The 25004-nt window shown below is 70.0% G+C and carries 21 protein-coding genes and 1 pseudogene; 11 read left to right on the top strand and 11 right to left on the bottom strand.

Translation table 11 applies throughout. From position 1 onward, the window contains the following. Positions 1–811, top strand: a pseudogene (locus tag ACILQS_RS07950) (ribonucleoside-diphosphate reductase subunit alpha); the annotation flags it as partial. Between the two features lie 106 nt (positions 812–917). Then, positions 918–1916: a ribonucleotide-diphosphate reductase subunit beta gene (locus ACILQS_RS07945; protein WP_395639585.1), complete on the top strand. Its 999-nt coding sequence runs from the start codon at positions 918–920 to the stop codon at positions 1914–1916. A gap of 4 nt (positions 1917–1920) precedes the next feature. Here ACILQS_RS07945 and ACILQS_RS07940 read toward each other — a convergent pair whose 3' ends face one another. The 5 genes from ACILQS_RS07940 to ACILQS_RS07920 are packed head-to-tail and all read right to left on the bottom strand — an operon-like array spanning position 1921 to position 8167. Then, on the bottom strand, positions 1921–2616 hold the full coding sequence (locus ACILQS_RS07940; protein ID WP_395639584.1) for an aspartate/glutamate racemase family protein: 696 nt from the start codon (positions 2614–2616) through the stop codon (positions 1921–1923). 9 nt (positions 2617–2625) lie between these two features. Further along, positions 2626–3042 (bottom strand): nitroreductase/quinone reductase family protein, encoded by a 417-nt coding sequence (locus ACILQS_RS07935; RefSeq protein WP_395639583.1) that lies wholly within the window; start codon positions 3040–3042, stop codon positions 2626–2628. A 23-nt stretch (positions 3043–3065) separates the two neighbouring features. Next, positions 3066–6791, bottom strand: a complete 3726-nt coding sequence (hrpA, locus tag ACILQS_RS07930; RefSeq protein WP_395639582.1) for an ATP-dependent RNA helicase HrpA — start codon at positions 6789–6791, stop codon at positions 3066–3068. A 34-nt stretch (positions 6792–6825) separates the two neighbouring features. Beyond that, positions 6826–7806, bottom strand: a complete 981-nt coding sequence (locus ACILQS_RS07925) for an SRPBCC domain-containing protein (protein WP_395639581.1) — start codon at positions 7804–7806, stop codon at positions 6826–6828. 22 nt (positions 7807–7828) lie between these two features. Next, complete coding sequence (locus ACILQS_RS07920; protein WP_395639580.1) at positions 7829–8167, bottom strand: ArsR/SmtB family transcription factor; 339 nt, start codon at positions 8165–8167, stop codon at positions 7829–7831. Between the two features lie 56 nt (positions 8168–8223). Here ACILQS_RS07920 and ACILQS_RS07915 point away from each other — a divergent pair, with 56 nt between their 5' ends. Genes ACILQS_RS07915 through ACILQS_RS07905 form a run of 3 tightly spaced genes read left to right on the top strand, consistent with a single transcriptional unit; the run spans position 8224 to position 10334 of the window. Then, positions 8224–9063, top strand: a complete 840-nt coding sequence (locus ACILQS_RS07915) for a sulfurtransferase (RefSeq protein WP_395639579.1) — start codon at positions 8224–8226, stop codon at positions 9061–9063. Next, a complete protein-coding gene (locus tag ACILQS_RS07910) occupies positions 9060–9488 on the top strand; it encodes a GNAT family N-acetyltransferase (protein ID WP_395639578.1) in 429 nt (142 codons plus the stop codon). Before ACILQS_RS07915 ends, ACILQS_RS07910 begins: the two co-directional genes overlap by 4 nt. Positions 9489–9497: 9 nt before the next feature. Beyond that, positions 9498–10334 (top strand): aldo/keto reductase, encoded by an 837-nt coding sequence (locus ACILQS_RS07905; RefSeq protein WP_395639577.1) that lies wholly within the window; start codon positions 9498–9500, stop codon positions 10332–10334. Here the strand turns inward: ACILQS_RS07905 and ACILQS_RS07900 are convergent. Continuing rightward, a complete protein-coding gene (locus tag ACILQS_RS07900; protein WP_395639576.1) occupies positions 10331–11095 on the bottom strand; it encodes an MBL fold metallo-hydrolase in 765 nt (254 codons plus the stop codon). The genes ACILQS_RS07905 and ACILQS_RS07900 overlap by 4 nt on opposite strands. An 11-nt stretch (positions 11096–11106) precedes the next feature. On the opposite strand from ACILQS_RS07900, the gene ACILQS_RS07895 reads away from it, so the two are divergent. Together ACILQS_RS07895 and ACILQS_RS07890 are read left to right on the top strand one after the other, a co-directional pair. Then, positions 11107–12924, top strand: coding sequence for a thioredoxin domain-containing protein (locus ACILQS_RS07895; RefSeq protein ID WP_395639575.1), 1818 nt, complete (start codon positions 11107–11109; stop codon positions 12922–12924). Next, the gene (locus tag ACILQS_RS07890; RefSeq protein ID WP_395639574.1) at positions 12921–13490 is read left to right on the top strand and encodes a hypothetical protein; all 570 of its coding nucleotides are present in this window, start codon (positions 12921–12923) and stop codon (positions 13488–13490) included. Before ACILQS_RS07895 ends, ACILQS_RS07890 begins: the two co-directional genes overlap by 4 nt. On the opposite strand, the gene ACILQS_RS07885 is transcribed toward ACILQS_RS07890, so the two are convergent. The 5 genes from ACILQS_RS07885 to ACILQS_RS07865 all read right to left on the bottom strand — a co-directional run bounded on the left by ACILQS_RS07885 (position 13474) and on the right by ACILQS_RS07865 (position 21245). After that, positions 13474–14367 carry a sulfurtransferase gene (locus ACILQS_RS07885; RefSeq protein WP_395639573.1) on the bottom strand — a complete coding sequence of 298 codons (894 nt, stop codon included), beginning with the start codon at positions 14365–14367 and terminating at the stop codon, positions 13474–13476. The two genes, ACILQS_RS07890 and ACILQS_RS07885, sit on opposite strands and share 17 nt — an antisense overlap. 67 nt (positions 14368–14434) lie before the next feature. Continuing rightward, positions 14435–15013 carry a CoA-binding protein gene (locus ACILQS_RS07880; protein ID WP_395639572.1) on the bottom strand — a complete coding sequence of 193 codons (579 nt, stop codon included), beginning with the start codon at positions 15011–15013 and terminating at the stop codon, positions 14435–14437. Between the two features lie 7 nt (positions 15014–15020). After that, on the bottom strand, positions 15021–16310 hold the full coding sequence (locus tag ACILQS_RS07875) for an O-acetylhomoserine aminocarboxypropyltransferase/cysteine synthase family protein (protein WP_395639571.1): 1290 nt from the start codon (positions 16308–16310) through the stop codon (positions 15021–15023). A gap of 40 nt (positions 16311–16350) precedes the next feature. Continuing rightward, positions 16351–19536, bottom strand: a complete 3186-nt coding sequence (locus tag ACILQS_RS07870; protein ID WP_395639570.1) for a hypothetical protein — start codon at positions 19534–19536, stop codon at positions 16351–16353. A gap of 152 nt (positions 19537–19688) precedes the next feature. Continuing rightward, complete coding sequence (locus ACILQS_RS07865) at positions 19689–21245, bottom strand: dolichyl-phosphate-mannose--protein mannosyltransferase (protein WP_395639569.1); 1557 nt, start codon at positions 21243–21245, stop codon at positions 19689–19691. 31 nt (positions 21246–21276) lie between these two features. Between ACILQS_RS07865 and rsmI the strand changes: the two genes are divergently transcribed. The 4 genes from rsmI to ACILQS_RS07845 form a co-directional block, all read left to right on the top strand. Next, entirely contained in the window at positions 21277–22101 is an 825-nt protein-coding gene (rsmI, locus tag ACILQS_RS07860; protein ID WP_395639568.1) for a 16S rRNA (cytidine(1402)-2'-O)-methyltransferase, read from the top strand. Positions 22102–22221: 120 nt separating this feature from the next. Next, a complete protein-coding gene (gene metG, locus ACILQS_RS07855; protein WP_395639567.1) occupies positions 22222–23787 on the top strand; it encodes a methionine--tRNA ligase in 1566 nt (521 codons plus the stop codon). Further along, positions 23784–24698, top strand: coding sequence for a TatD family hydrolase (locus tag ACILQS_RS07850; RefSeq protein WP_395639566.1), 915 nt, complete (start codon positions 23784–23786; stop codon positions 24696–24698). Before metG ends, ACILQS_RS07850 begins: the two co-directional genes overlap by 4 nt. Further along, on the top strand, positions 24698–25004 hold a 307-nt coding region (locus ACILQS_RS07845), incomplete at its 3' end, for an rRNA adenine N-6-methyltransferase family protein (protein WP_395639565.1). The genes ACILQS_RS07850 and ACILQS_RS07845, both read left to right, overlap by 1 nt.

Below are 25004 nucleotides of genomic sequence, written 5' to 3'. Positions count from 1 at the left end.
CATGGACGAGATCATGGAGCACGTCTCCTACGCGGCGATCGACGAGTCGGCCGACCTCGCCCAGGAGCGCGGGGCGTACGACAACTTCGCGGGCAGCCGCTGGTCGCAGGGTCTCGTGCCGTTCGACTCGATCGCCCTCACCGAGGCCGACCGCGGCGTCGAGATCAAGGTCAACCGGAAGACGCGCCTCGACTGGGACGCCCTGCGCGTCAAGGTCAAGGGCGGCATGCGCAACGCGACCCTGATGGCGATCGCGCCGACGGCATCCATCGGTCTCGTCGCCGGCACCACGCCGGGTCTCGACCCGCAGTTCTCGCAGATCTTCAGCCGCTCGACGAGCAACGGCAAGTTCCTCGAGGTGAACCGCAACCTCGTCGAGGCGCTGCAGGAGCGCGGGCTGTGGGCCTCGACGCGGGAGCAGATCCTGCGGTCGCAGGGTGACATCCAGAACATCGAGTCCATCCCGGACGACGTCAAGGCCGTCTTCAAGACGTCGTTCCAGCTCTCGCCGTACTCGTTCCTCGAGGTCGCGGCGCGCGCGCAGAAGTGGATCGACCAGTCGATCAGCCGCAACATGTACCTCGAGACGCGTGACCTCGGCGACATGATGGACATCTACTACGCGGCGTGGGAGCGGGGCGTGAAGACGACCTACTACCTGCACATGAAGCCGCGTCACACCGCCGAGCAGTCGACGGTGAAGGTCAACAAGACCGAGGAGATCGAGTCGAAGGCGGAAGCCCCCGTCGAGGGTGCAGCCGCTTCGACCACGTCTGCGCCCGCGCGCCGCGGATTCGGAGGCCTCAAGTGACCGGCCCGTTCGACACCTACCCGACCGCATCGGTCGACGCGGTGGACGGCTACGCCGTCCCCGTCGATCCGATGGACGACCTCCAGTGCGAAAGCTGCCAATAACCATGGGAATTCTCGGAACAGGCATCAAAGAAGGCCTGCTGCTCAAGCCCGTCACCTACCAGTGGGCGATGGACCTCTACGACCAGGCTGTCGCGAACACCTGGTTCCCCAACGAGATCCAGTTGGGCGAAGACATCGCCGACTTCAAGAAGATGACGGATGAGGAACGCCACGCGATCACGTTCCTCATGTCGTACTTCAACCCCAACGAGCTGCTCGTCAACAAGGCGCTCGCGTTCGGGGTCTATCCCTACATCAACGCTCCCGAGGCGCACCTCTACCTCGCGAAGCAGATGTGGGAGGAGGCGAACCACTGCATGTCGTTCGAGTACGTCCTCGAGACGTTCCCGATCGACCGCAACGAGGCCTACAACTCCCACGTCGACGTGCCGTCGATGGCCCGCAAGGAGGAGTTCGAGATCTCCTTCATCCGTCGCATGACGGAGCAGACCCTCGACATCACGACGACGGAGGGCAAGCAGGACTTCATCCGCAACCTCGTCGCCTACAACATCATCCTCGAAGGCATCTGGTTCTACTCGGGCTTCATGGTGGCGCTCTCGTTCCGTCAGCGGAACCTGCTGCGCAACTTCGGCTCGCTCATGGACTGGGTCGTGCGCGACGAGTCGCTGCACCTGAAGTTCGGGATCAACCTCATCCTCACGGTGCTCGACGAGAACCCCGATCTGCAGACCCCGGAGTTCGCGAACGAGATCCGCCAGATGATCCTCGACGCCGTCGAGATGGAGGAGGAGTACAACCGCGACCTCCTGCCGAACGGCATCCTGGGCCTCAACGCCAACTACATCAACCAGTACGTGAAGTACCTCGCCGACCGCCGGCTCGAGGAGCTCGGCTTCGAGACCGAGTACAACGTCACGAACCCGGCCAAGTGGATGGCGACGGCCAACGACACCCTGCAGCTGGTGAACTTCTTCGAGTCGACGAACACGTCGTACGAGTCGAACGCTTCCGCGGCGTCGGGCGCGAAGAAGGCCTGACGCGTCAGCCCGCGAGGGCCGCGTCCACCGCGGCCCTCGCGTGCAACGCCGTCGTGTCGAACACCGGCACGGGGGAGTCGTCGGCTCCGACGAGCAGCGTGATCTCGGTGCAGCCGAGGATGACGGAGTCGGCTCCGGCGCGCACCAGGCGGTCGATCACGGCCCGGTACTCGGCGCGCGACGCGTCGGTGACGACGCCGTGCACGAGTTCCTCGTAGATGACGCGGTGCACCGTGTCGCGATCGTCGTTCCCCGGGACGACGACCTCGAGCCCGAACCGCTGCTCGAGCCGTAAGCGGTAGAAGTCGCGCTCCATCGTGAAGCGCGTGCCCAGCAGCCCGACCGTGCGGTGGCCGGCGGCGACGAGAGCCGCGCCCGTCGGGTCGGCGATGTGCAGCAGCGGGATGCCGGCGGCCGCCTCGATCCCGTCGGCGACGAGATGCATCGTGTTGGTGCACAGCACCAGCAGGTCCGCCCCGGCGTCGGCGAGGGAGCGGGCGCGGGCGCCGAGCAGCGTCGTCGCGCCGGCCCAGTCGTCGGCGGCCTGCATCCGCTCGATCTCGGCGAAGTCGACGCTCGCCATCAGCAGGTCGGCGGAGTGGTAGCCGCCGAGCCGCTCCGCGACGCCCTCGTTGATCGCGCGATAGTAGAGAGCTGTCGACTCCCAGCTCATCCCGCCGAGCAGCCCGAGGCGGTTCATCTGATCACCTCAGCGCGGGGCGAGGCGCAGGACGGGGATCTGCCGCCCGGCCGCCCGCTGCTTGTACTGGTCGAAGCCGGGGGAGCGGTCGACGAACCGGATCCACGCGGCGTCGCGCTCCGTGTCGGCGAGCACGGTCGCCCGCACCGGCACGGTGTCGATGCCGCCGCGCAGATCGGGGACCTCGATCGTCGCGTCGGGCTGAGCTACGAGGTTGTGGAACCAGGCGGGATGCTCGGGCGCCCCGGCCTTCGACGCCACGATGAGCCACCCGTCGCCGTCGCGGATCGCCAGCACCGGGTGGAGGCGCTCCGCCCCGCTCTGCGCGCCGACCGTGTGCAGCAGCACGAGGTCGGTGCCGAACTGGTGCACGGCTCCGCCGTTCGCGCGGAACTCGTCGATCACCCGGGTGTTGAAATCACTCACCCGTCCATCATGCCGGGCCGTTGTCAGCCCGTCAGCGCCTTGCGGATCCGTTGCACCGAGACCGGCCCGGCGGCTCCGAGGTGCTGCGCGAACAGCGACAGCCGCAGCTCCTCGAGCATCCACCGCACCTCGGCGAGGCGCGCCGGGGTACCGGCGGTGAGCGGCAGCTTGCCCTGGTGGTCGAGGTAGAGCGTCGTCGCCTGCTCCACCTCGGTCTGCCAGGCGCGATCGCGGCCGGGGTTCTCGGACAGCCTCGTCACCCGGTGCAGCAGCCCCGCGAGGTACACCGGCATGCGTCGTAGCCGGGTCAGCCCCGCGATCCCGGCGAACCCGGGATGCACGAGCCCCGCCAGCTGCGACCGCGCGTCGGTCAACGGCCCCATGAACGCGAGTGAGGATGCCGACGAGATCGCCTTGTCGACCTCCCGCGCGTCGGTGAGCACCTTCGCCATCAGCGCGACGGTGTCGAAGAGGGCGTCGACCAGTCCAGCCGACACCTCGATGCGGAGGGCTTCGAAGGAGGCCGCGTCGCGCGGGGACCGGTCGCGGACGGCGGCGGCCAGGGTGGCGAGCAGCGCGTCGTCCCAGAGTGCCGCGGTGGACGGGTACGGGCTCGCTGCGAGAGCCAACTTCTCGGCTCCCGTCAGGTGCTCGCGGACGTAGCTGACCGGATTCGGGACCGTCAGGGCGAGCAGCCGCAGCACGCCGCGCGGGTGCGCGGTCGCGGCCTCCTCCTCGGTCGCGAACACCTTCACGCCCACCGAGGCGCCGGCGTCGACGAGCGCCGGGTAGCCGCGCACTCCGCCCGCCTCGACCACCGGGGGGAGGGCGTCGAGATCCCAGGACGTCAGCCCCGCGCGCTCGAGTTCGCGCCCCGGGGTCGCCTGCGCGGTGACGCGGGCCACGGTCGCCCGGGTCTTCTCGGCGAATCGCGCGCGCAGTTCGTCGAGCGATTTCGAGGTGCCGAGTCGCTTGCCGTCGCGATCCACCGCGGCGTACGTCATGCGCAGGTTGGCCGGCATCCGCTCGAGCTCGAACGCCGCGGGATCGACGACCGTGTGCGTCGCGGCGCGGATCGCGGCGGCGAGTTCGGGCAGCAGCGCGCCCTCGGGGTTCAGGGTGGGGAGCAACCGCCGCGCCCAGTCGGCGGCCGGAACCACGTTCTTGCGGATCGCCTTCGGCAGCGCCCGCAGCAGCGCGGTCACCAGCTCCTCCCGCAGGCCGGGGACGAGCCACTCGAACGGCGCGGCATCGACGGCGGCGAGGCGCTCGACGGGGATCTCCACGGTGACGCCGTCGTCGGGGGCGCCGGGCTCGAAGCGGTAGCGCAGCGCGAGGTCGTGCAGGCGGTCGGGGAAGGCGTCGGGGTCGAGGGACTCCTCGTCCTCCTCGTCGAGGAGGTCGGCGCGGGTCAGTGTGAGCAGCGCGGGTTGCTCGCGGCGCGCATCCTTCCACCATCGTTCGAACGAACGCACGTCGGTGATCTGGCGCGGGATGCGGGCGTCGTAGAACTCGATCACCGCCTCGTCGTCGGCGAGGATGTCGCGGCGGCGGGTGCGCTCCTCGACCTCGGCGAGTTCGTCCCGCAGGGCGCGGTTGGCGCGGTCGAAGTCGTAGAGGCCGTTCTTCGCGATGGCGAACGGCCAGTCGCCCTCGATCAGGGCGTGCCGCAGGAACAGCTCGCGCGCCTCGACCGCGTCGATCCGCCCCAACTGCACCTTGCGGCGGGCGACGATCGGCAGACCGAACAGCGTCACCCGTTCCCAGGCGACGGCGGAGCCCTGCTTCTTCTCCCAGTGCGGCTCGGAGTACGACCGCTTCGCGAGGTCGCCCGCGAGCTTCTCGGCCCACGCCGGATCGATCGCCGCGACGGTTCGGGCGAACAGGCGCGAAGTCTCGACCAACTCGGAGGCCATCACGAACTCGGGGGTCTTCTTCGCGAGCGACGAGCCGGGGAACAGCATGAACCGCTGCCCGCGGGCACCCAGGTAGTCGCGTTTCTCGCGATCGCGCATCCCGAGTCGGGAGAGCAACCCGGCGAGCAACGACCGATGGATGCCCGCGGCGTCGGTGGATCTCTCGCCCGGCACGATGCCGAGCGGTTTCGCGGCTCGGATGAGCTGCCGGTAGAGGTCCTGCCACTCGCGGATGCGCAGGTAGTTGAGGTACTCGGCCTTGCACATCCGCCGGAACGCGCTGCTCGAACGCTCCTTCTGCTCCTTCTCCAGGTGGTTCCAGAGGTTGAGGAGGGTGATGAAGTCGCTCGTCGGGTCGACGAAGCGGGCGTGCTGCTGGTCGGCCTGGGGCCGCTTCTCGACCGGCCGCTCGCGCGGATCCTGGATGCTCAGGCCCGCGACGATCGCCGCCACCTCGCGCACCACGCCGTGCTGCTTCGCCTCGACGAGCATGCGGGCGAAGCGCACGTCGACGGGGAGCTGGGTCAGCATCCGCCCGGTGGCGGTGAGCCGGGCACCCTCGACGGCGCCGAGTTCGCTCAGCAGGTCGAGCCCGTCGCGCACCCCGCGCTTGTCGGGCGGCTGCAGGAACGGGAACGCCATGATGTCGCCGAGCCCGAGCGCCATCATCTGCAGGATGACCGCGGCAAGGTCGGTGCGCAAGATCTCGGGGTCGGTGAACTCCGGCCGCCGGGTGAAGTCGTCTTCGGCGTAGAGGCGGATCGCGATGCCGTCGCTCGTACGGCCGGCCCGGCCGGCGCGCTGATTCGCCGAGGCCTGCGAGATCGCCTCGATCGGCAGCCGCTGCACCTTCGCGCGCGGGCTGTAGCGCGAGATGCGGGCCTGGCCGGCATCCACGACGTACTTGATGCCCGGCACCGTGAGGCTCGTCTCGGCGACGTTGGTCGCGAGCACGACCCGACGGCGGATGCCGGGCTGCCGCTTCGTGTCGAAGACGCGGTGCTGCTCGGCCGCACTCAGGCGCCCGTAGAGCGGCACGATCTCGGTGTGCGGCCGGCTGCTGAGGGCGTCCTGGGCGTCGCGGATCTCGGCCTCGCCCGACAGGAACACCAGCACGTCGCCCTCGGGTTCGCGGGCCAGCTCGTCCAGGGCGGCGGCGATGCCCTGCAGGTAGTCGAGGTCTTCGACGGGTTCGCCCTCGTCGTCGGGTGCCATCTTCTCGGAGACGAGCGGCCGGTAGCGGATCTCGACCGGATAGGTGCGACCGCTCACCTCGATGATCGGAGCGGGGGTGCCGTCGGGCGCGGCGAAGTGCTTCGCGAACGACTCCGGGTCGATCGTCGCCGACGTCACGATCACCTTGAGGTCGGGGCGCCGGGGGAGGAGCTGCGCGAGGTAGCCGAGCAGGAAGTCGATCGTCAGCGATCGCTCGTGCGCCTCGTCGATGATGATCGTGTCGTAGCGTCTCAGATCGCGGTCACGCTGGAGTTCCGCGAGCAGCACGCCGTCGGTCATCAGCTTCACCCGGGTGTCGCGGCCGGCCCGGTCGTCGAAACGCACCTGATAGCCGACCACGCCGCCGAGCTCGACCTTCAGCTCCGACGCGATGCGCTCGGCGACGCTGCGGGCCGCGATGCGCCGAGGCTGGGTGTGGCCGATCTTCTCGCGACCGAGTTCGAGCAGGATCTTCGGCAGCTGAGTGGTCTTGCCCGAGCCGGTCGCCCCGGCGACGATGACGACCTGATTCTCGGCGATGACGCGCGCGATCTCGTCCCGCACGGCGCTGACGGGCAGCTCCGGCGGGTAGGTGATGACGAGATCGGTGGGAGACATCAGCCGTTCAGCTTAGGTCTCCCACCGATCCGCGTCAGGCGTCGACGAGTTCCCGCTCGAGGCGCTGGTACGAGGCCTCCATGCCGTCGGTCATCCCGGTCGCGAGGATCATGTCGCGCTGGGCGGCGTCGGCGTAGGTGATGTAGAGGGTCATCAGCGTGACGCCGTCGGCCTCGTCGAAGGTGAGGTCGTTGACGGTGCCGGGGGCGTCGAGCCCGGTCATCCGCTCGGTGGTGACCATGCGCCGCTCGGGATCGATCACCAGGTTCTCGCCTTCGAAGCCGAACGGTTCGCCCTGGGTCGGGTCCTCCGGCGCCCACGCGTTGCGATAGGAGCCGCCGACGACCAGGTCGTTCTCACAGATCGTCATGACCCAGCCATCCGGTCCGAGCAGCCAGCGCGTCATGAGCTCGGGCTCGGTGTGCGCCCGCCAGAGCAGGTGGCGCGGCGCCTCGAACGCGCGGGTGATCTTCACGTGGGTGTCGTCGAGGATCTCGGTGATGGTGCCCTTGCCCAGCGCGTACTCGCGCAGGTCGGCGAGCACGGTGTCGAGCTGGCCGAAAGCCTGGGTCATCCCCTCCACCTGGCCCATCGCGATCACCTGTTCGAGAGCCTCCGCCGTCGGCGAGGCCGACACGACGGTGACACGCGAGCCGACCGCCGTGCTCTCGAAGGTGAGGGTCATGCGTCCGGCCGGGATCGAGGCGTCGATCTCGCCGTCGGCGTCGGCGAAGGCATCCCGCGCGACGATGCGGAGCGGCTCCTCGACCTCTTCGAAGTCCCAGCGGCCGAAGAACCGCTCGCCCTCGGGGCTCGTCATCCAGTAGTGGGCGACGCCGCCCGGGCGCAGGTCGTAGCCGCCGAACGTCGCCGGGTAGCCGGGCGGGCCCCAGAAGCGCTCGAGTTTCCGCGGGTCGGCGAAGGCGCCCCAGAGGCGTTCCACAGGTACGGGGAAGTCGCTCACGAGGGTCATCGTGAGCGCCTCGGGGTCGGTGGTCATGGACGTGACGGGCATGGCGGTGTTCCTTTCGTGGGTGTCAGTCGTCGGCGGCGAGCACGGCATCGAGTCGATCGATGCGGCCGCGCCACAGGTCGGCGTAGGCGTCGAGCAGCGCTCGAGCGCGGGCGAGGATGTCGGGGTCGGCGCGCACGAGGCGCTCCCGTCCGCGGCTCTCTTTGGTCACGAGTCCGGCCCCTTCCAGCACGGCAACGTGCTTCTGCACGGCGGCGAACGACATCGCGTAGGCACCGGCCAGTTCGCTCACCGAGGCTTCCCCGGTGAGGGTGCGGCGCACGATGTCGCGACGGGTCGCGTCGGACAGGGCGTGGAAGATCTTGTCGACGTCCGCGTCGCTCAACTCACTTTGTACAACCATTTGGTTGTACGTTAGACCTCGGGAGGTCGGGCGTCAACCCCCGTAGCCTGAGCAGTATGACGACGCCGCTCCTGATCACCCCCGCGGAGCTGCACGAGGTGCTCGGCGCCGTGCACCTCCTCGACGTGCGCTGGCGGCTCGACCGGCCCGACGGACGCCCCGACTACCTGGCCGGCCACATCCCGGGCGCCATCTACGTCGACCTCGACGCGGAACTCGCCGACCACGGGCGACCCGCGACGGCGGGGCGGCACCCGCTGCCGTCTCAGTCCGCCGTGCAGGCCGCCGCCCGCCGCTGGGGCGTCCGCCGGGGCCGCACCGTCGTCGTCTACGACGACCTGAACAACATGTCGGCGGCGCGCGCCTGGTGGATGCTGCGCGATGGCGGCATCGACGACGTGCGCGTGCTCGACGGTGCGCTCGGCGCCTGGCGGGCGGCCGGATACGAACTCGAGACGGGGGAGGTCGTGCCGATGCCGGGCGACGTCATCCTGCGTCGCGGCGTCATGCCGTCGCTCGACATCGACGAGGCCGCTGCGTTCCCGGAGTTCGGCACCCTGTTCGACGCCCGCGCGGCGGAGCGCTACCGGGGCGAGGTCGAGCCGATCGACCCGCGTGCCGGCCACATCCCCGGTGCGGTGAGTGCGCCGACCGCCGCGAACGTCGACGCCGACGGCCGGTTCCTGGCGCCCGACGTGCTGCGCCAGCGCTTCCTCGACCTCGGCGCGAACCCGGGCGGCCCGGTCGCCGCCTACTGCGGGTCGGGCGTCACGGCCGCGCACGAGGTGCTCGCGCTCACTCTCGCCGGCTTCTCGCCCGCGCTCTTCCCCGGGTCGTGGAGCGCGTGGTCGAACGATTCCGACCGACCACTCGCGACGGGGGCAGAGCCGCGATGACCGTCGTGCGCACCGCGACGGTGGCGGATGCCGACGCCGTGTGGGCGCTCGTGCGGGATTTCGCGACATCGTTTCGGCCCGAGCGCGCGGCCTTCGACCGCCTGTTGCCGGAGCTGCTGGCGCGGGACGACGTGTTGGTGCTGGTTGCCGAGGACGACGCTGTCGTCGGGTATCTGCTGGCGAGCGAGCATCCGACCTTCTTCGCCAACGGGCCGGTCGCCGGGATCGAGGAAGTCATGGTCGCCCCGGATCGTCGGCGGTCCGGGATCGGTGCCGCCCTGATGGCGGGGGCGGAGGCGTGGGCGGCCGGACGCGGGGCCGGCTACGTGTCGCTCGCGAGCCGCCGTGCGGGCGATTTCTACCTCTCCCTTGGGTACACCGACTCCGCCGTCTTCTACAAGAAGTCGTCAGGTGCTCCCTTCTAGGCTGGAGGAATGACCCCCAGCATCCCCACCGTGAAGCTCAACGACGGCCACGACATCCCCCAGCTCGGCTTCGGCGTCTTCAAGGTCGACCCCGACGAGACCGAGCGGATCGTCAGCGATGCCCTCGAGGCCGGGTACCGGCACCTCGACACCGCCGCGATCTACGGCAACGAGGAGGGAGTGGGCCGCGCGATCGCGAAGTCGGGCATTCCCCGTGACGAGCTTTTCATCACCACGAAGTTGTGGAACTCCGACCAGGGCACCCAGTCGGCCTTCGACGCGATCGACCTCTCGCTCGAGAAGCTCGGGCTCGACAGTGTGAACCTCTACCTCATCCACTGGCCGCGTCCCGACCTCGACCGTTACCTCGAGACCTGGCTGGCGATGGAGCAGATCCGGGATGCCGGCAAGGCCACCTCGATCGGCGTCTCCAACTTCCACCGCTCGCATCTGGAGAAGATCATCGCCGGATCCTCCACCGTGCCGGCGATCGACCAGCTCGAGCTGCACCCGACGTTCCAGCAGCGGGAGCTGCGCGCCTTCGGCGCCGAGCACGGCATCGCGATCGAGGCCTGGGGCCCGCTCGGGCAGGGCAAGTACGACCTGTTCGGGATGCCGGCGATCGCCGAGACCGCCGCGGCGATCGGGGTGACCCCGGCTCAGGTCGTGATCCGCTGGCACCTGCAGAGCGGCATCATCGTCTTCCCGAAATCGAATTCGTCGGATCGCATGCGGGCCAACATCGACGTCTTCGGCTTCGAGCTCTCGCCCGAGCAGATGGCGGCGATCGACGCCCTCGACGCCGGCAACCGGGTCGGCTCCGACCCCGAGACCGCGACCTTCTAGAGCGCGATGCGCGCGCCGCGCGGGGTGGCCACCAGCAGATCGGCCACCCCCGCGGCCGCGAACGCCGTCTCGAGGTCGGCGCGGCTCTCGCTGAAGTGTTCCCAGTCCTCGGTGTGCACGCCGACGACGGCGCGGGCCCCGAGTATCCGCGCGGCAGCGACGGCGTCGGCCGACGTCAGCGTCAGGGCCGCGTCGATCTCGGGCACTCGTGCCGCCCCCGCGAAGAGCACGGCGAGGTCGATCGACGGGAACCGGGCGGCGATCTCGCCGACGGCATCCAGCTCGGAGTTGTCGCCGCTCACGTAGACGGTCGGCGCCCCGGGCGCTTCGAGCACGAACCCCGTCACCGGGCCCACGATGTCGCCGGCGCCGTGCGACGCGGGCACCGCCGTCACGGTGAAGCCCCGCCGCGCCGTCGCCTCCCACGGCTCCAACCCGCGCACCTGCGGCAGGGCGAGCGCGGCGGCCGCGTGCGGCGTCGTCAGGGTCGGGATGCCGGACCGCACCAGGGCGAGGCCGGCGTCGTCGAGATTGTCGGGGTGGTCGTGGTGGCTGAGCAGAATCAGATGCATCGGGGGGAGGGCATCCACCGTCAGCCCGGGGGCGTGCGTCTTCACGAGCGTCGTCGACCCGGGGTCGGGGTAGGAGCGCGGGTCGTCGAAGGTGGGGTCGGTGAGGATCGTCAGCCCGGCGTACTCCAGCAGCACGGTCGGTCCGCCCAGGTAGGTGACGGTCACGGGGGATGCGGAGGGGCCCGTCATAGGGTGAGCCTATGGCCGAGCGGTTGCGCGATTCCACGAGTCCGTACCTCCGCTCGCACGCCGACAACCCGGTCGACTGGTGGCCCTGGAGCGAGGCCGCATTCGCCGAGGCCGCCCGTCGGGATGTGCCGGTGCTCATCTCGATCGGGTACGCCACCTGCCACTGGTGCCACGTGATGGCGCGCGAGAGCTTCTCCGACCCGGAAGTCGCGGAGCAGCTCGCCGCGGGGTTCGTCGCGATCAAGGTCGACCGTGAGGAGCATCCCGACGTGGATGCGGCCTACCTCGCCGCGGCGAGCGCGTTCACCCCCTCGCTCGGCTGGCCGCTCACCGTGTTCACGACGCCCGCCGGTGCGGCGTTCTACGCGGGCACGTACTTCCCGCCGCGCCCGGTGCAGGGGATGCCGGCCTTCCGCGAGGTGCTCGACGCGATCACCGACGCCTGGACGCAGCGCCGCGACGGGGTGGAGGAGACGGCGTCGTCGCTCGTCGCCGCGCTCACCGCCGATCGTCCTGTTGCGCAGCAGGACGGGCTGCCGCGCGCGGCGCTCGACGACGCCGTGCAGACCATGCTCGGCCACGAAGACCACGAGTTCGGCGGCTTCGGCACCGCGCCGAAGTTCCCCACCACCCCGGCGCTCAGGTTCCTCCTCGAGCACGGTGGCGCCTCGGCGCGCGACCTCGCCGAGCGCACCCTCGCCGCGATGGCGGTCTCGCCGCTGCGGGACGCCGTCGAGGGCGGATTCTTCCGCTACGCCGTGCACCGCGACTGGTCGGAGCCCCACTACGAGCGGATGCTGACCGACAACGCCCAGTTGCTCACCGCCTACGCGGCCGTGGGCGACGAGGCGACGGCGACGGGGATCGCGTCGTTCCTGATCGAGGTGCTCGCCGTGCCCGGCGGGTTCGCCTCCGGGCAGGACAGCGAGAGCGTCATCGATGGCATGCGGAACGAGGGCGGCTACTACGCCCTCGACGCCGCGGCCCGCGCCGCCCTACCGCCCCCGCCGCTCGACGGCAAGGTGCTCACCGGGCTCAACGGGCTCGCCATCGGCGCGCTCGCCGACGCCGGGGTGCGCTTCGCCCGCACCGACTGGATCGACGCGGCGCGGCAGGCGGCGGATGCTGTGCTCGCCACCCACGGGGACGCGGCGCCGCTGCGGCGGGCATCCCTCGACGGCCGCACCTCCACTGCCGTCGCGACGCTGGAAGACTACGGCGGCCTCGCCGGGGGACTGCTGCGGCTCGCCCTCGCTCTCGGCGAGCCGCGCTACGCGGTGATCGCCCGGGCGCTCGTCGAATCGTGCGTGGCGGGCGATGACGTCACCGCGCCGTCGGGGGCCGACCCGGTGCTCGTGGCGCGCGGGCTGGCTCTTCCCGCCGAGGTGTCGGACGGGGCGACGCCGTCGGGACGAGCCCTGCTCGCCGACGCCGCGCTGCTGCTCGCCGCGCTCAGCGGTGACGACGCCCATCACCGGATCGCGGAGCGGGCGATCGCCCCGGCGCTGCCGCTCGCCCCCGCCCAGCCGCTCTCGTTCGGGGCCGCGCTCGCCATCGGTTCCCGGCTCGGGCGACCGGTGAGCCAGCTCGTCGTGGTCGGCGAGGGCGGGACCCCGCTGGCGGACGTCGCCCGGCGGTGGGGTGGCCCTTCTCGCGTGCTCGCCCTCGTGACCGAGTCGGCCGCCGCATCCTTCGCCGCGGAGGGGTTCGAACTGTTCGCCGCCCGCATCGGTCAGGACGGGGTCGACACCGCCTACCTCTGCGAGCACTTCGTCTGCGACTTGCCGATCACCGACGGGGCGGCCCTCGCCGATAGGCTCGCCGTATGAAGGTTCGACAGCTCGCGGAAGGTCAGGCCGCCGGACGCATCCGTGCCGTAGGGCTGCTCGGCATCGGCCTCGCGGCCGTGCTGCTCGCGGGCTGCACGAGCGACTTCCTCTCCGAGGGGGGCGGAGGGGGCCCCGCGCCGACCGAGACGATCGCGACGCCGGAGCCCACCGTCACCGACGCGGCGCCGGACCCCGCCGACGAACTCGACTGCGTCAGCCTGCTGATCGACCGTCCGGGCAACTACGTCGTCGGCGAGTGCGGCACCGTCACCCTCGAGGGCAGCGGCATCCGGCTCACCTTCACCTCGATCGCCGAACTCGTCATCCGCGGCGACGGTGCGGATCTCGTGGGCGAGACCGTCGGTACCGTCGAGATCCAAGGTCAGGGCGCCGACATCTCGGCGGTCAGCATCGGCGACGTCGTCATCCGGGGCGAGGAGAACGTCATCGTGGCGGAGTCGACGATCGACACCGTCAACGTGCAGGGCAACGAGAACGTCGTGACGGCCGGTGAGGGCATCCAGTCGCCCGTCGTCGACAACGGGCTGCTCAACGAGATCGGCTGACCGTCCCGCTGCCCGCCGTGACCAGCGGAGCGTCGGGATCGGCGGCCCACTCGTTGAGCGAGCCGTCGTAGATCGCGACCTCGGTCTCGCCGAGCCGCACCAGGTGCAGCGCGGCGGCGGCTGCGGCGATCCCGCCGTTGCAGTAGGTCACGACGCGCGGGGCTTCGCCGATCGGCGCGAACAGCTCCTGCAGGTCGGCGTCCGGGAGCGCCGTGCGTGCGTCGCGGTCGACGAGTCGTGCGGCCGGCAGTGACCGCGAACCGGGGATCACGCCCGCGCGCTCGCGGCTCGGCGCCTCGCCGGTGAACTCCTTCGGCGGGACGGCGCAGATCAGCTCGGCGGACTCCACGCCGGCGACGATGCGTTCGACGTAGGCCTTGTCGACCCAGGCGTCGGAGCGCTCGGTCGCCGCGAACACCGTCGGCGTCGGCTCCACGTGACCCCGCTCCACCGGTCGCGCGTCGGCGGTCCAGGCGGTGAGACCGCCGTCGAGCACCGCGGCGGAGTCGTGACCGAAGGCGCGCAGCAGCCACCAGAACCGCGCCGCCCACTGGCCGAGCGCGGTGTCGTAGACGACGACGGTCGTGTCCGGTCCGATGCCCACGGCACCCGCCGCGGCCGCGAAGCGCTCGGCGTCGGGACGGGTGAACGGATACCGGCCCTCGGGGTCGGAGAACTCCTCGATGAGATCGGCGAACACCGCCCCCGGCACGTGACCGTCGGCGATGTATTGCTCGTGCCCGCTGAATGATCCCGGCTTGCCGTTGGGCTGGGTGAACGTCACGACCGACGCGTCGACGACGAGAAGGTCGTCGGCACCGAGGTGGTCGGCGAGCCACTGCGCCGAGACGAGCGGCGAGGGCAGCGAGGTGGTCATGCGAGTCACGGTAGCCCGGCATCCCCGGGCGGTCACCGTCGCGCGCAACCTGCCGTAACGTCGCGGGTCAGCGGAGGGTCTTGCGCGAGGTGATCTGCCCGGTGTCGAAACCGAGGAGGTGCAGGCCGCCGTGGAAGCGGGCGTGCTCGACCTTGAGGCAGCGGTCCATGACGACGGTCAGGCCCTTCTCCTCGCCGTAGTACGCGGCATCCTCGTTCCAGATGCCCAGCTGCACCCAGACGGTCTTCGCGCCGATCGCGATCGCCTCGTCCATCACCGCGGGGATGTCGCTCGCCCGGCGGAACACGTCCACGATGTCGGGCACGACGGGCAGATCGGCGAGAGTCTTATAGACCTTCTGCCCGAGGATCTCGTCGGCGTTCGGGTTGACGAAGTAGAGCTCGTAGTCGCTCGACTGCTGGAGGTAGGTGGCGACGAAGTACGACGACCGCGCGGGGTTCGGCGACGCGCCGACGATCGCGACGGTCTTCGCCTCCTGGAGGATCTTCAACCGGTCCTTCGCGGACGGCCCGACCCAGGTGCGCTTCGACTTCAGCAGCTTGGCGAGCGGCGAGGATGCCGGGATGTCGCAGGTCAGCCCGTTGGAGAGCTGGACGGTCTCGAGGTCGGGAGTCGCGGTCGACATGACCCGATTATCCCTTCACCGCGGCGGCGAGCGCTTGGTCGAGGTCGTCGATGATGTCGTCGACGTCTTCGATGCCGACGCTGATGCGCACGAGGCCCGGGAGCACGCCGGCATCCACGAGCTGCTGTTCGGTGAGCTGGGCGTGCGTCGTCGAACCGGGGTGGATGACGAGCGTCTTCGCGTCGCCGATGTTGGCGAGGTGCGAGGCGAGGTTGACGCTCTCGATGAACGTGCGGCCCGCATCCCGACCGCCCTTCACGCCGAACGAGAAGACCGAGCCCGGGCCCTTCGGGAAGTACTTCGCCGCGCGCTCGAAGTGCGGGTGCTGCGGCAGGCCGGCCCAGTTGACGAACTCGATGCGGTCATCGGCATCCAGCCATTCCGCGACGGCGCGAGCGTTGTCGACGTGCGCCTGCATCCGGTAGGGGAGGGTCTCGACGCCCTGCGCGAGCAGCCAGGCGGAGTGCGGCGCCAGCACCGGGCCGATGTCGCGCAGCTGCTCGGCCCGGAGGCGGGTGAGGAACGCGTACTCGCCGAAGTTGCCGTGCCAGTTGAGTCCGCCGTAGTGGGCGACCTCGGTGTCGAAGAGCGGGAAGCGCTCGTTCGCCCAGTGGAAGCGACCCGACTCGACGACGACTCCGCCGAGGGTCGTGCCGTGGCCGCCGAGGAACTTGGTGGCCGAATGGATGACGACATCCGCCCCCCACTCGATCGGACGGTTGAGGTAGGGGGTCGCGACCGTCGAGTCGACGATGAGCGGCAGGTGGTGCGCGTGCGCGACCTCGGCGAGACCCTCGAGGTCGGCGATGTCGCCTGACGGGTTGGTGATCGACTCGGTGAAGATGAGCTTCGTCTGGTCGGTGATCGCCGCCGCGTAGTCCTCCGGGTCGGTGCCGGTGACGAACGTCGTCTCGACGCCGAACCGGCGCAGGGTCACGTCGAGCTGGGTGACGGTGCCGCCGTAGAGGGAGGCGGCCGAGACGATGTGGTCGCCCGCGCCGGCGAGCGAGGCGAAGGTGATGAACTCGGCGCCGAGGCCCGAGGACGTGGCGACGGCGCCGAGGCCGCCCTCGAGCGAGGCGATGCGCTCCTCGAACGAGGCGACCGTGGGGTTCGCGACGCGGCTGTAGATGTTGCCGTACTTCTGCAGCGCGAAGCGGGCCGCGGCATCCGCGGTGTCGTCGAAGACGAAGGCGCTCGTCTGGTAGATCGGCAGGGCCCGGGCCCCGCTCACCGCATCCGGGATGTTGCCCGCATGGATGGCGCGCGTCTTGAACCCGTACTCTCTGTCAGCCATCCCGCCAGATTATCGGCCCGTTACGCCGTGTTTCCTGCGGTTACGCGTCGACCTTCTTCTGCTCGGCGGCGGCCGCCTTCGCGTCGGCCCGGACGAAGATGATCCACACGGCGAGCGACACCAGACCGAACACCGCGAACACGAGGAGCCAGACGCCGTAGTCGGCGACATCCGTGCCCTCGACCGCCGTCGGCAGCACGAGCAGGGCGAACGCCGTCGACACGATGAGGAACGCGGCGACCCAGAGTCGCTTCGACACCTCCCACAGTTCGCGACCGTCGAGGAACTTCAGCGGGAACACGGCGATCAGTGCACCGGTGAGGCCTTCCGCCGTCACGGCGACCATCGTGTCCTCGACGAGCATCCCGAGGAAGTCGTCGCCCGGGGTGAAGAACGAGTAGACCACCCAGGCCGCCAGCGCGAGTCCGGTGACGACACCGAGCTGCACGAACACCGCCTTCGCGGTGACCGTTTTCGACGCCTGCAGCAGTTCGAGGCCGATCGCGATCCCGATCAGGAAGCCGGGCGAGAACTCGAGGATGCGCGCCACGATCACGCCGACGACGGCGAACAGGATGATCGACGGCTGCATCGCGACGACGCCCATCGCCCCCCAGGCCCGGCGGATGATCATGCCGGAGATCCAGGACGCGACGAAGCTCAGGATGAAGAAGGCGATCGCGAGCGAGAGCACGAGCCGCAGCGACACGACGTCGAATCCGAAGTCCGGGTCGACGAAGCCGTAGATGATCGCGATGACGACGGTCAGGATGGCGGCGGCGATCGCACGGGAGCGGGTCACCCCGATCAGCCAGTCCTGCGCCTTCGTCATCCCGCCGTCGATCGCGCCGTAGACCCGGCCGAGTCGCGAGGTGTTGGACGACAGTGACGAGTTGAGCAGCTCCGTCGGCAGGGCGACGAGGAACAGCAGCGCGAGGGCGAGGCCACCCGCGATGGCGATCGTCGCCGGATTCGCCGCGATCGCCGAGAGCGGCGCGAGCCCGTCGCTCAGCGCGCTGGGCGCGGCAGGATCGGTGCGGTCGGCCGAGCCACCGCCCTCGCCCTCGTCGAGCACCGGCTCGTCCGTGACCGCCTCGGTCGGGAGGGCGCCGCCGGTGACCATCGCATCCGAGGTGAAGAAGTACTGCGTGCCGAGCGGGGTGACGCCGATCATCTCGATCTCGTGGGGTCCGGACTCGATGTCCTCCGGAACGGTCAGCTGCAGCGCCATCGGGGCGCCGGTGCCGGTCGCCGTGCCGATGAGCCTCGGCGTCGAGTGCATCCAGACCTCGATCTCGGTGCCCTCCGGCATGCCCGAGACGTTGAGGGTGAAGGAGTCACCCGGCTTGAGGTCCATGAGGTCGCCGCCGAACTCCAGGAACCAGTTCACCAGGGCGATCGGCTCCTCGGGAACCACTGTCAGGGTCGGGACGAAGACCGGGATGGCGCGCGCAGCCGAGTAGGCCGACATGCCGCCGGACTGCGCATCGATGTCGATCACCCGTGCCGAGGAGGCCGACGACTTCGGGAACTGGCAGGCCCAGGTTCCCGCCCCGGTGACCGTCGTCGCGCACAGCTGGGCTCCGCTCGAGCGTTCCACGCGCAGCAGGTCGCCGGGAGTGCCGTTCCCCCTCAGAATGACGGAGTTGACCGTGCTCGCCGTCGTCGTGATCGATGCGGCCGGGGGGATGCGGAACAGGAAGTGGTGCGGCTCGTAGTCGTACCCCGAGAGCCCGTCGCTCACCGTGTAGTACGCCTCGTAGTCCCCCGGCGCGAGCCCGGAGAAGGAGCAGTTCGACGGGCTGCATCCGGGGAGCGTGTCGTACTCGTAGGTGGAGCCCTGGGTGAAGGGCAAGCCCGCGTTGTCGCCGCAGTACCCGCGAGGGCCGAACTCGTCCGTGTTGGGGCCGGACACTTCGCCGGTGTACGACAGGATCTCGGCGACGGACAAATTGTCGAGAGCCTGAGCGCCGCTCGCCGCGAAGCCGCCGTTCGGGCTGAATCCGCAGGTGAGCGTCGGTGTGGCGGGCGGGACGATCTCCAGCGTGTAGGTGAGCGAGAAGCTGGTGGCCTCGTCCGGGATCTCCTGCCAGATGTACACGTTGTAGGTGCCGAGGTCGTTGTAGCCGAGCAGGTCGACCTGGCACGCCCATCCCGAGCCGTCGTCGTCGTCCTGGCATTCCTCGGTCACCGAGTCGCCCAGTTCGACGACGACGTGGACGGTGGCGCCCGGGTAGGTCGATCCGCCGGAGAAGTCGGAGTACTGGGTGCCCCGCACGTGGGTGAAGCCGGTCTGGTCGACGTCAGGGGTGGGCAGGATGACGGTGATGTCGACCTGGTCGTCGGTGAACCCGACCTGCTGGGCGGTCAAGAAGTGGTCGCCGAGGTCGATCGCCGGCGTGTCACACGACCAGTTCAGCGCGGGGGCGGCCGTGCACATGAAGAACTCGCCGTCGAGGTAGACGTCGACCGGTTCGGTCGCGCTCGGCGACGTGCCGGAGACGGTGATGCCGTCGGCCGACCACACGACCTCGTCCTCCTGCGCTGGCGACGTGATCCGAAGGTCGTTGGCGTCCTCGACGATGAACGTAATCTCGGTGACCGCGCTCGACGCGCCCGTGGCCTGGTGGAGCACGCGGAGGGTGAACGTGCCCTCGACGGGGTCGTCGTCGAGGCCCATCTCGCACGACCAGGTGCCGTCGCTCACGTCCGAGTCTGCGCAGGTCATCGCCCGCTCGAAGACCGTGACGCTCACGCTGCCGCCGGTCCAGGAGTTGGTGCCGGTGAAGGTCACCGGTTCGCCGTAGGGGACGACGATTCCGTCGGCCTGGTCGACGGTCGGCGCGGGCGGGTTGAGGGTGAAGGTGCGGGTATCGGAGTTGGTCGCCTGGAACACCCGGAGGTCCTTGAATCCTGCGCTGAGCGTCGCGGAACATGACCAGGTGCCGCTCGAGGGATCGAGCCCCGCGCAGGAGGAAATCAGCACGCCCGCGCCGCTCGACCAGTCGAAGACGTCGACCGTGTCGGTGTAGAGAGTGTTTGTGGTCGTGCCTTCGAGCACGTAGGCGGTGGGCGTCCAGATGCTCGTCGACCCCTGCGCGGGTGTTGCGCCGCCGAAGTTGATGACCGCATCGGCGCTGGCGACGATGGCACCGCCGAACACGAGCGTGCCGGTGAGTGCCAGGAGAGCCGCGAAACCGGCTGCGAAACGGCGACGACGCGTCATCGGGGGTCCTTCGTGATCTGCGGATCCCCCGCGGAGATTCTAGGACGCGTCATATTCCAGGCGTGTTACAGATTTTCGCGCCAGGGAACGCGCCGGGGAGAAGTGGGTGCCATCATGCTACTGCGACGTAGCCGGCCGAAGGCAACGAAAACTCAGAGCCAGGACGGCAGCCACAGGTGGATGCGGAAGAACCAGTCCGGCACCGACATCGCCGTCCAGATCGGGAAGAAGAACGCGCTCAGCGCCAGACTCACGCCGAGGAAGATCCCCACGGCCTGGATGCCGGCCACCCGGCGGCGTTCCGGGTCGGCCGCGGTGCCCAGCAGCATCCCGAGCGCGGCCGTCAGCGCGAGGATCAGGTACGGCTCGAACGCGATCGTGTAGAAGGTGAACACGGTGCGGTGCAGGTACAGCAGCCAGGGCAGATACCCCGCCGCGAGGCCCACGAGGATCAGCACCTCCGATGAGACCGCCTCGCGGCGCCGCAGCCGCAGGGCGACCCGCACGACCAGGTACACGGCCGCCGCCGTCGACGCCCACCAGATGAGCGGGTTGGCGATGCCGAGGATCGTCTGGATGCTGCCGTCTGAGAAGCCCTGGTAGTACATGCTCGTCGGCCGCACGAGGAACAGCCAGGTGAGCGGATTCGACTGGTAGCCGTGGGGCGTCGACTCGCCGACGTGGTAGTTGTACACGGCCACCTCGTAGTGCCACCAGTTCTGGAACCAGGTCGGCACCCAGGCGAGTCCGTCGGTCCACGCCTCGCCGCCGCTCTCGATCCAGTGGCGGTGGTAGCCGCCGTCGGTGACGAACCAGCCGGTCCACGACGCCAGGTAGACGGCCGCGGCGAGCGGCACGAGCAGCAGGAACGTGACGGGCGCCTGCTTCAGCAGCCCGCCGGTCGCCCAGAACTCGATGCCGGCCTTCCGGCGCAGCAGCAGTTCGCTCACCACCACGTAGACGCCGAAGATCGCCAGGAAGTAGGCACCGCTCCACTTGACCCCGGTCGCGAGGCCGAAGGCGACGGCGGCAGCGAGCAGCCAGGGGCGCCAGGCCAGCACCGGTCCCCAGCCCGAGGTGCCGCGGGCATCCACCCATCTTTCGAGGCGCCGCTTCGCGAACCCCCGATCGAGGAGGACGAACAGCACCCCGAGCAGCGCGAAGAACGCGAGCATCGTGTCGAGCAGAGCGACCCGGCTCATCACGATCGCGTTGCCGTCGATCGCGAGCAGCCCGCCCGCGATCACGGTGAGCAGCGGGCGCCGGAACAGCAGGTGCGCGATCCCCATGGTGAGCACGACGAGGAGGATGCCGACGACCGCCACCGATATCCGCCACCCGAAGGGGTCGTCGGCGCCGAACAGAGCGAGGCCGGCGGCGATGATCCACTTGCCGACGGGCGGGTGGGCGACGAACGACGCCGCGGGAAGGAACCCCGACGGGTCGCCCGCGTTGAACGCGACGTTCGGGTCGGCGGGCCAACTGCCCTCGTAGCCGAGCTGGGAGAGGGTGTACGCGTCCTTGACGTAGTAGGTCTCGTCGAAGACGAGCACGTCGGGATGCCCGAGCCCGATCAGCCGCGTCGCGGCGGCGACCGCGGTGACGGCCGCGGGCCCGCCCCAGCGCCATGCCCTCCGTGCGGCCTCGGTGCTCTGCATCCGGCCCCACCAGTCGTCGAGCCGCGACCCGGGCAGCTCGACCACCGTCATCCCGTCATCGTAAGGGCGGGAGAATGGCGGGATGATCATCCTGGGCGCGACGCCGATCGGCAACCTCGGCGACGCGTCCCGTCGGCTCGTCGAGACGCTCGAACGCATCGGAACGGTCGCTGCGGAGGACACCCGGGTCACGGTGCAACTGCTGCGCGGCCTCGGCATCGAGAACCGGCCCCGGCTCGTCGCCCTGCACGAGCACAACGAACGGGAGCGCGCGGCAGAGCTCGTCGAGCTGGCGCGCACCGAGGACGTGCTGGTGCTGTCGGATGCCGGCATGCCGACCGTCAGCGACCCGGGCTACGCGCTCGTCGCCGCCGCGATCGACGCCGGGGTGCCGGTCACGGCGCTGCCCGGACCGAGCGCCGTGCTGACCGCCCTCGCGCTGTCGGGTCTGCCGACCGACCGGTTCGCGTTCGAGGGGTTCCTGCCGCGCAAGGGTCGGGTCGCGGCGATGCGGCCGCTCGCCGCCGAGACCCGCACGCTCGTGTTCTTCGAATCCCCGCACCGCATCGGCGACGCGCTGACGGATCTCGCCGAGGCCTTCGGCCCGACGCGGCGCGCGGCCGTCTGCCGCGAGCTCACGAAGATGTACGAAGAGGTCGCCCGCGGCACCCTGGAAGAGCTCGCCGCGAAGTTCGCCGACGGCGCCCGCGGCGAGATCGTGATCGTCGTCGAGGGCGCTCCGGCCGCCGCCGCGACCGCGGACCTCGCCACGGCGGTCGCGACCGTCCTCGAGCTGGCGGCGGGCGGCATCCGGATGAAGGAGGCTGCGGCGGATGTCGCCGGCGCCACCGGGCTGAACGCCAAGGCCCTCTACGAGGCGGCCATCCGGGCGAAGGGTCGTTCCTAACTCTCGGAGATCGGCGGGTTCGTGGATGAGAGATCGACGAAGGGTCGGATTTCAGAGAGTTGCGTACCGACCGAACTCGCCGCCGAGTAACACGGCGGCCCGAAAGCTAGGCTGGCACGCGTGTCACAGCCCGGCGGTTTCTACATCACCACCCCGATCTTCTATGTCAACGACGTCCCGCACATCGGGCACGCGTACACGGAGGTCGCGGCGGATGTGCTCGCGCGCTGGCACCGCCAGTCGGGCGACGACACCTGGCTGCTGACCGGCACCGACGAGCACGGGCAGAAGATCGAGCGCACGGCGGCCGCGAACGGGGTGACCCCGAAGGAGTGGGCCGACAAGCTCGTCGCCGACGCCTGGCTGCCGGTGCTCGACACCCTCGATGTCGCGAACGACGACTTCATCCGCACGACCGACGAGCGGCACGAGATCGCGGTGGCGAAGTTCCTGCAGCAGTTGTACGACGAGGGCCACATCTACGAGGGCGTCTACGAGGGGTACTACTGCGTCGGCTGCGAGGAGTACAAGCAGCTCGACGACCTGATGGAGACCGAGGTCGGCGACTACGCGGGGCAGAAGCTCTGCAAGATCCACTCGCGGCCGGTGGAGATCCTCAAGGAGAAGAACTACTTCTTCCGCATGAGCGACTTCGGTCAGGCGCTGCTGGATCTCTACGAGCAGCAGCCCGACTTCGTGCAGCCGGAGAGCGTGCGCAACGAGATCATCCAGTTCGTCAAGCAGGGTCTCGACGACCTGTCGATCTCGCGGTCGAGTTTCGACTGGGGCATCAAGGTGCCGTGGGATCCGACGCACGTCGTCTACGTGTGGTTCGACGCCCTCCTCAACTACGTGACCGCGATCGGCTGGGGCAGCGACACGGAGAACTTCCGCCGCCGCTGGCCGGCGACGCACCTCGTCGGCAAGGACATCGCCCGCTTCCACGCCGTCATCTGGCCGGCGATGCTGATGGCCGCCGGTCTCCCGGTGCCGAAGCAGGTGTTCGGCCACGGCTGGCTGCTCGTCGGCGGCGAGAAGATGTCGAAGTCGAAGCTCACCGGCATCGCCCCGAGCCAGATCACGGATGTCTTCGGCTCCGACGCGTTCCGCTACTACTTCCTCTCGGCGATCACCTTCGGGCAGGACGGCTCGTTCTCGTGGGAGGACCTGTCGGCGCGCTACCAGGCCGAACTCGCCAACGGGTTCGGCAACCTCGGCAGCCGGGTCATCGCGATGGTGCAGAAGTACCGCGACGGGGTCGTGCCCGCCGCCGAGCGCGACGCCGCGATCACCGACCTGGAGAAGAGCGTGACGGATGCCGCCCACGCGGCGATCGGCAAGCTCGCCATCCACGAGGCGCTGGCCTCGATCGCGACGCTCGTGGATGCGCTCAACGGCTACGTGACCGAGCAGGCGCCGTGGGTGCTGGCGAAGGATTCCGCCCAGTCCAGCCGCCTCGACCAGGTGCTCGCGACCCTCGCGCACGGCGTCGGCACCCTCGCGGTGCTCTATTCGCCGGTGATGCCGCAGGCCACCGCGAAGCTCTGGGCGGCGCTCGGCGAGCCGGGGGCGCTCACCGAGCAGCGCGTCGACCTCGCCTGGGATCGCACGGGCGGCGGAACGGTGTCGCCGCTCGAGCCCCTGTTCCCGCGGATCGAACTCGAGACCGAGACCGCTTCGTCGTGACCGAACCCTTCCTGCGGGCACGTGCTCGGGGCGCCGACGAGAAGGTCGTCGACTACCCGCCGCTGCCGGACCCGCTGGTCGTCGGCGTCTACGACAACCACACGCACCTCGAGATCGAGGACGGCGTCTCGTCGCTCGACTTCCGGGAGCAGCTCGACCGCGCGTCGAGCGTCGGGGTGCGGGGTGTCGTGCAGGTCGGCACCGACCTCGAGACCTCGCGGTGGAGCGCCGAGATCGCCGCGCACGAGCCGCGCGTGCTCGCGGCGGTGGCGCTGCATCCGAACGAGGCGCCGGAGCTCGCGGCCGCCGGGCTGCTCGACGAGCACCTCGCCGGGATCGCGGAACTCGCCGCCCGGCCGCGGGTGCGGGCGATCGGCGAGACCGGGCTCGACTTCTTCCGCACCGGCGAGGACGGCCGGGAGGCGCAGATCCGCTCCTTCGAGGCGCACATCGCGATCGCGAAGGAGCACGACCTCGCCCTGCAGATCCACGACCGCGACGCGCACGCCGATGTGCTGAAGGTGCTGCGCCGGGTCGGTGCCCCGGCGCGGACGGTGTTCCACTGCTTCTCGGGCGACGCGGAGTTCGCGCGCGAGGTCGCCGCCGAGGGCTGGTACCTCTCGTTCGCCGGCACCGTCACCTTCAAGAACGCCGGGCCGTTGCGCGACGCCCTCGAGGTCATCCCCCGCGCCAACATCCTGATCGAGACGGATGCCCCCTACCTGACCCCGACGCCGTGGCGCGGGCGGCCCAACTCGTCGTACCTGATTCCGCATACGCTGCGGTTCATGGCGGATCACCTCGGCACCGACGCGTCGATGCTCGCCGCCCAGATCACCTCGAACACCGAAGAGGTCTACGGGCGCTGGGACGACACGGCTCTCGACGCGCCTGCCGTCGGGGGTCGCTGATGGCCCTGCTCGGACCGGCCGAGATCCGCGACCTCGCCGCGCAGCTCGACCTCCAGCCGACCAAGAAACTCGGGCAGAACTTCGTCGTCGACGGCAACACGGTGCGCAAGATCGTGAAGACCGCGAAGGTGGAGCCCGGCGACGAGGTGCTCGAGGTCGGCCCGGGTCTCGGATCGCTCACCCTCGGGCTGCTCGAAGCCGGCGCCCGGGTGACGGCCGTCGAGATCGACGACCGGCTCGCCGAGCTGCTGCCGCACACGGTGTCGGTGCTGGCGCCCGACGCCGAACTGCAGGTGGTGACGGGCG

Origin of the sequence: Pseudolysinimonas sp. (assembly GCF_044239695.1) — a bacterium.
Taxonomy (GTDB): Bacteria; Actinomycetota; Actinomycetes; order Actinomycetales; family Microbacteriaceae; genus Pseudolysinimonas_A.
Note: the sequence above shows the minus strand (reverse complement) of the source record. Positions and strands in the feature narration are given on the sequence as shown.

Bases quoted from the DNA above. Each gene is read 5' to 3' on its own strand.
- ACILQS_RS07905 (WP_395639577.1), top strand. From the start codon at position 9,498: ATGACCCCCAGCATCCCCACCGTGAAGCTCAACGACGGCCACGACATC.
- ACILQS_RS07870 (WP_395639570.1), bottom strand. From the start codon at position 19,536: ATGACGCGTCGTCGCCGTTTCGCAGCCGGTTTCGCGGCTCTCCTGGCA.
- ACILQS_RS07875 (WP_395639571.1), bottom strand. From the start codon at position 16,310: ATGGCTGACAGAGAGTACGGGTTCAAGACGCGCGCCATCCATGCGGGC.
- ACILQS_RS07945 (WP_395639585.1), top strand. From the start codon at position 918: ATGGGAATTCTCGGAACAGGCATCAAAGAAGGCCTGCTGCTCAAGCCC.
- ACILQS_RS07910 (WP_395639578.1), top strand. From the start codon at position 9,060: ATGACCGTCGTGCGCACCGCGACGGTGGCGGATGCCGACGCCGTGTGG.
- ACILQS_RS07900 (WP_395639576.1), bottom strand. From the start codon at position 11,095: ATGACGGGCCCCTCCGCATCCCCCGTGACCGTCACCTACCTGGGCGGA.
- hrpA (WP_395639582.1), bottom strand. From the start codon at position 6,791: ATGTCTCCCACCGATCTCGTCATCACCTACCCGCCGGAGCTGCCCGTC.
- ACILQS_RS07865 (WP_395639569.1), bottom strand. From the start codon at position 21,245: ATGACGGTGGTCGAGCTGCCCGGGTCGCGGCTCGACGACTGGTGGGGC.
- ACILQS_RS07925 (WP_395639581.1), bottom strand. From the start codon at position 7,806: ATGCCCGTCACGTCCATGACCACCGACCCCGAGGCGCTCACGATGACC.
- ACILQS_RS07915 (WP_395639579.1), top strand. From the start codon at position 8,224: ATGACGACGCCGCTCCTGATCACCCCCGCGGAGCTGCACGAGGTGCTC.
- rsmI (WP_395639568.1), top strand. From the start codon at position 21,277: ATGATCATCCTGGGCGCGACGCCGATCGGCAACCTCGGCGACGCGTCC.
- ACILQS_RS07920 (WP_395639580.1), bottom strand. From the start codon at position 8,167: ATGGTTGTACAAAGTGAGTTGAGCGACGCGGACGTCGACAAGATCTTC.
- ACILQS_RS07940 (WP_395639584.1), bottom strand. From the start codon at position 2,616: ATGAACCGCCTCGGGCTGCTCGGCGGGATGAGCTGGGAGTCGACAGCT.
- ACILQS_RS07890 (WP_395639574.1), top strand. From the start codon at position 12,921: ATGAAGGTTCGACAGCTCGCGGAAGGTCAGGCCGCCGGACGCATCCGT.
- ACILQS_RS07880 (WP_395639572.1), bottom strand. From the start codon at position 15,013: ATGTCGACCGCGACTCCCGACCTCGAGACCGTCCAGCTCTCCAACGGG.
- ACILQS_RS07895 (WP_395639575.1), top strand. From the start codon at position 11,107: ATGGCCGAGCGGTTGCGCGATTCCACGAGTCCGTACCTCCGCTCGCAC.
- ACILQS_RS07885 (WP_395639573.1), bottom strand. From the start codon at position 14,367: ATGACCACCTCGCTGCCCTCGCCGCTCGTCTCGGCGCAGTGGCTCGCC.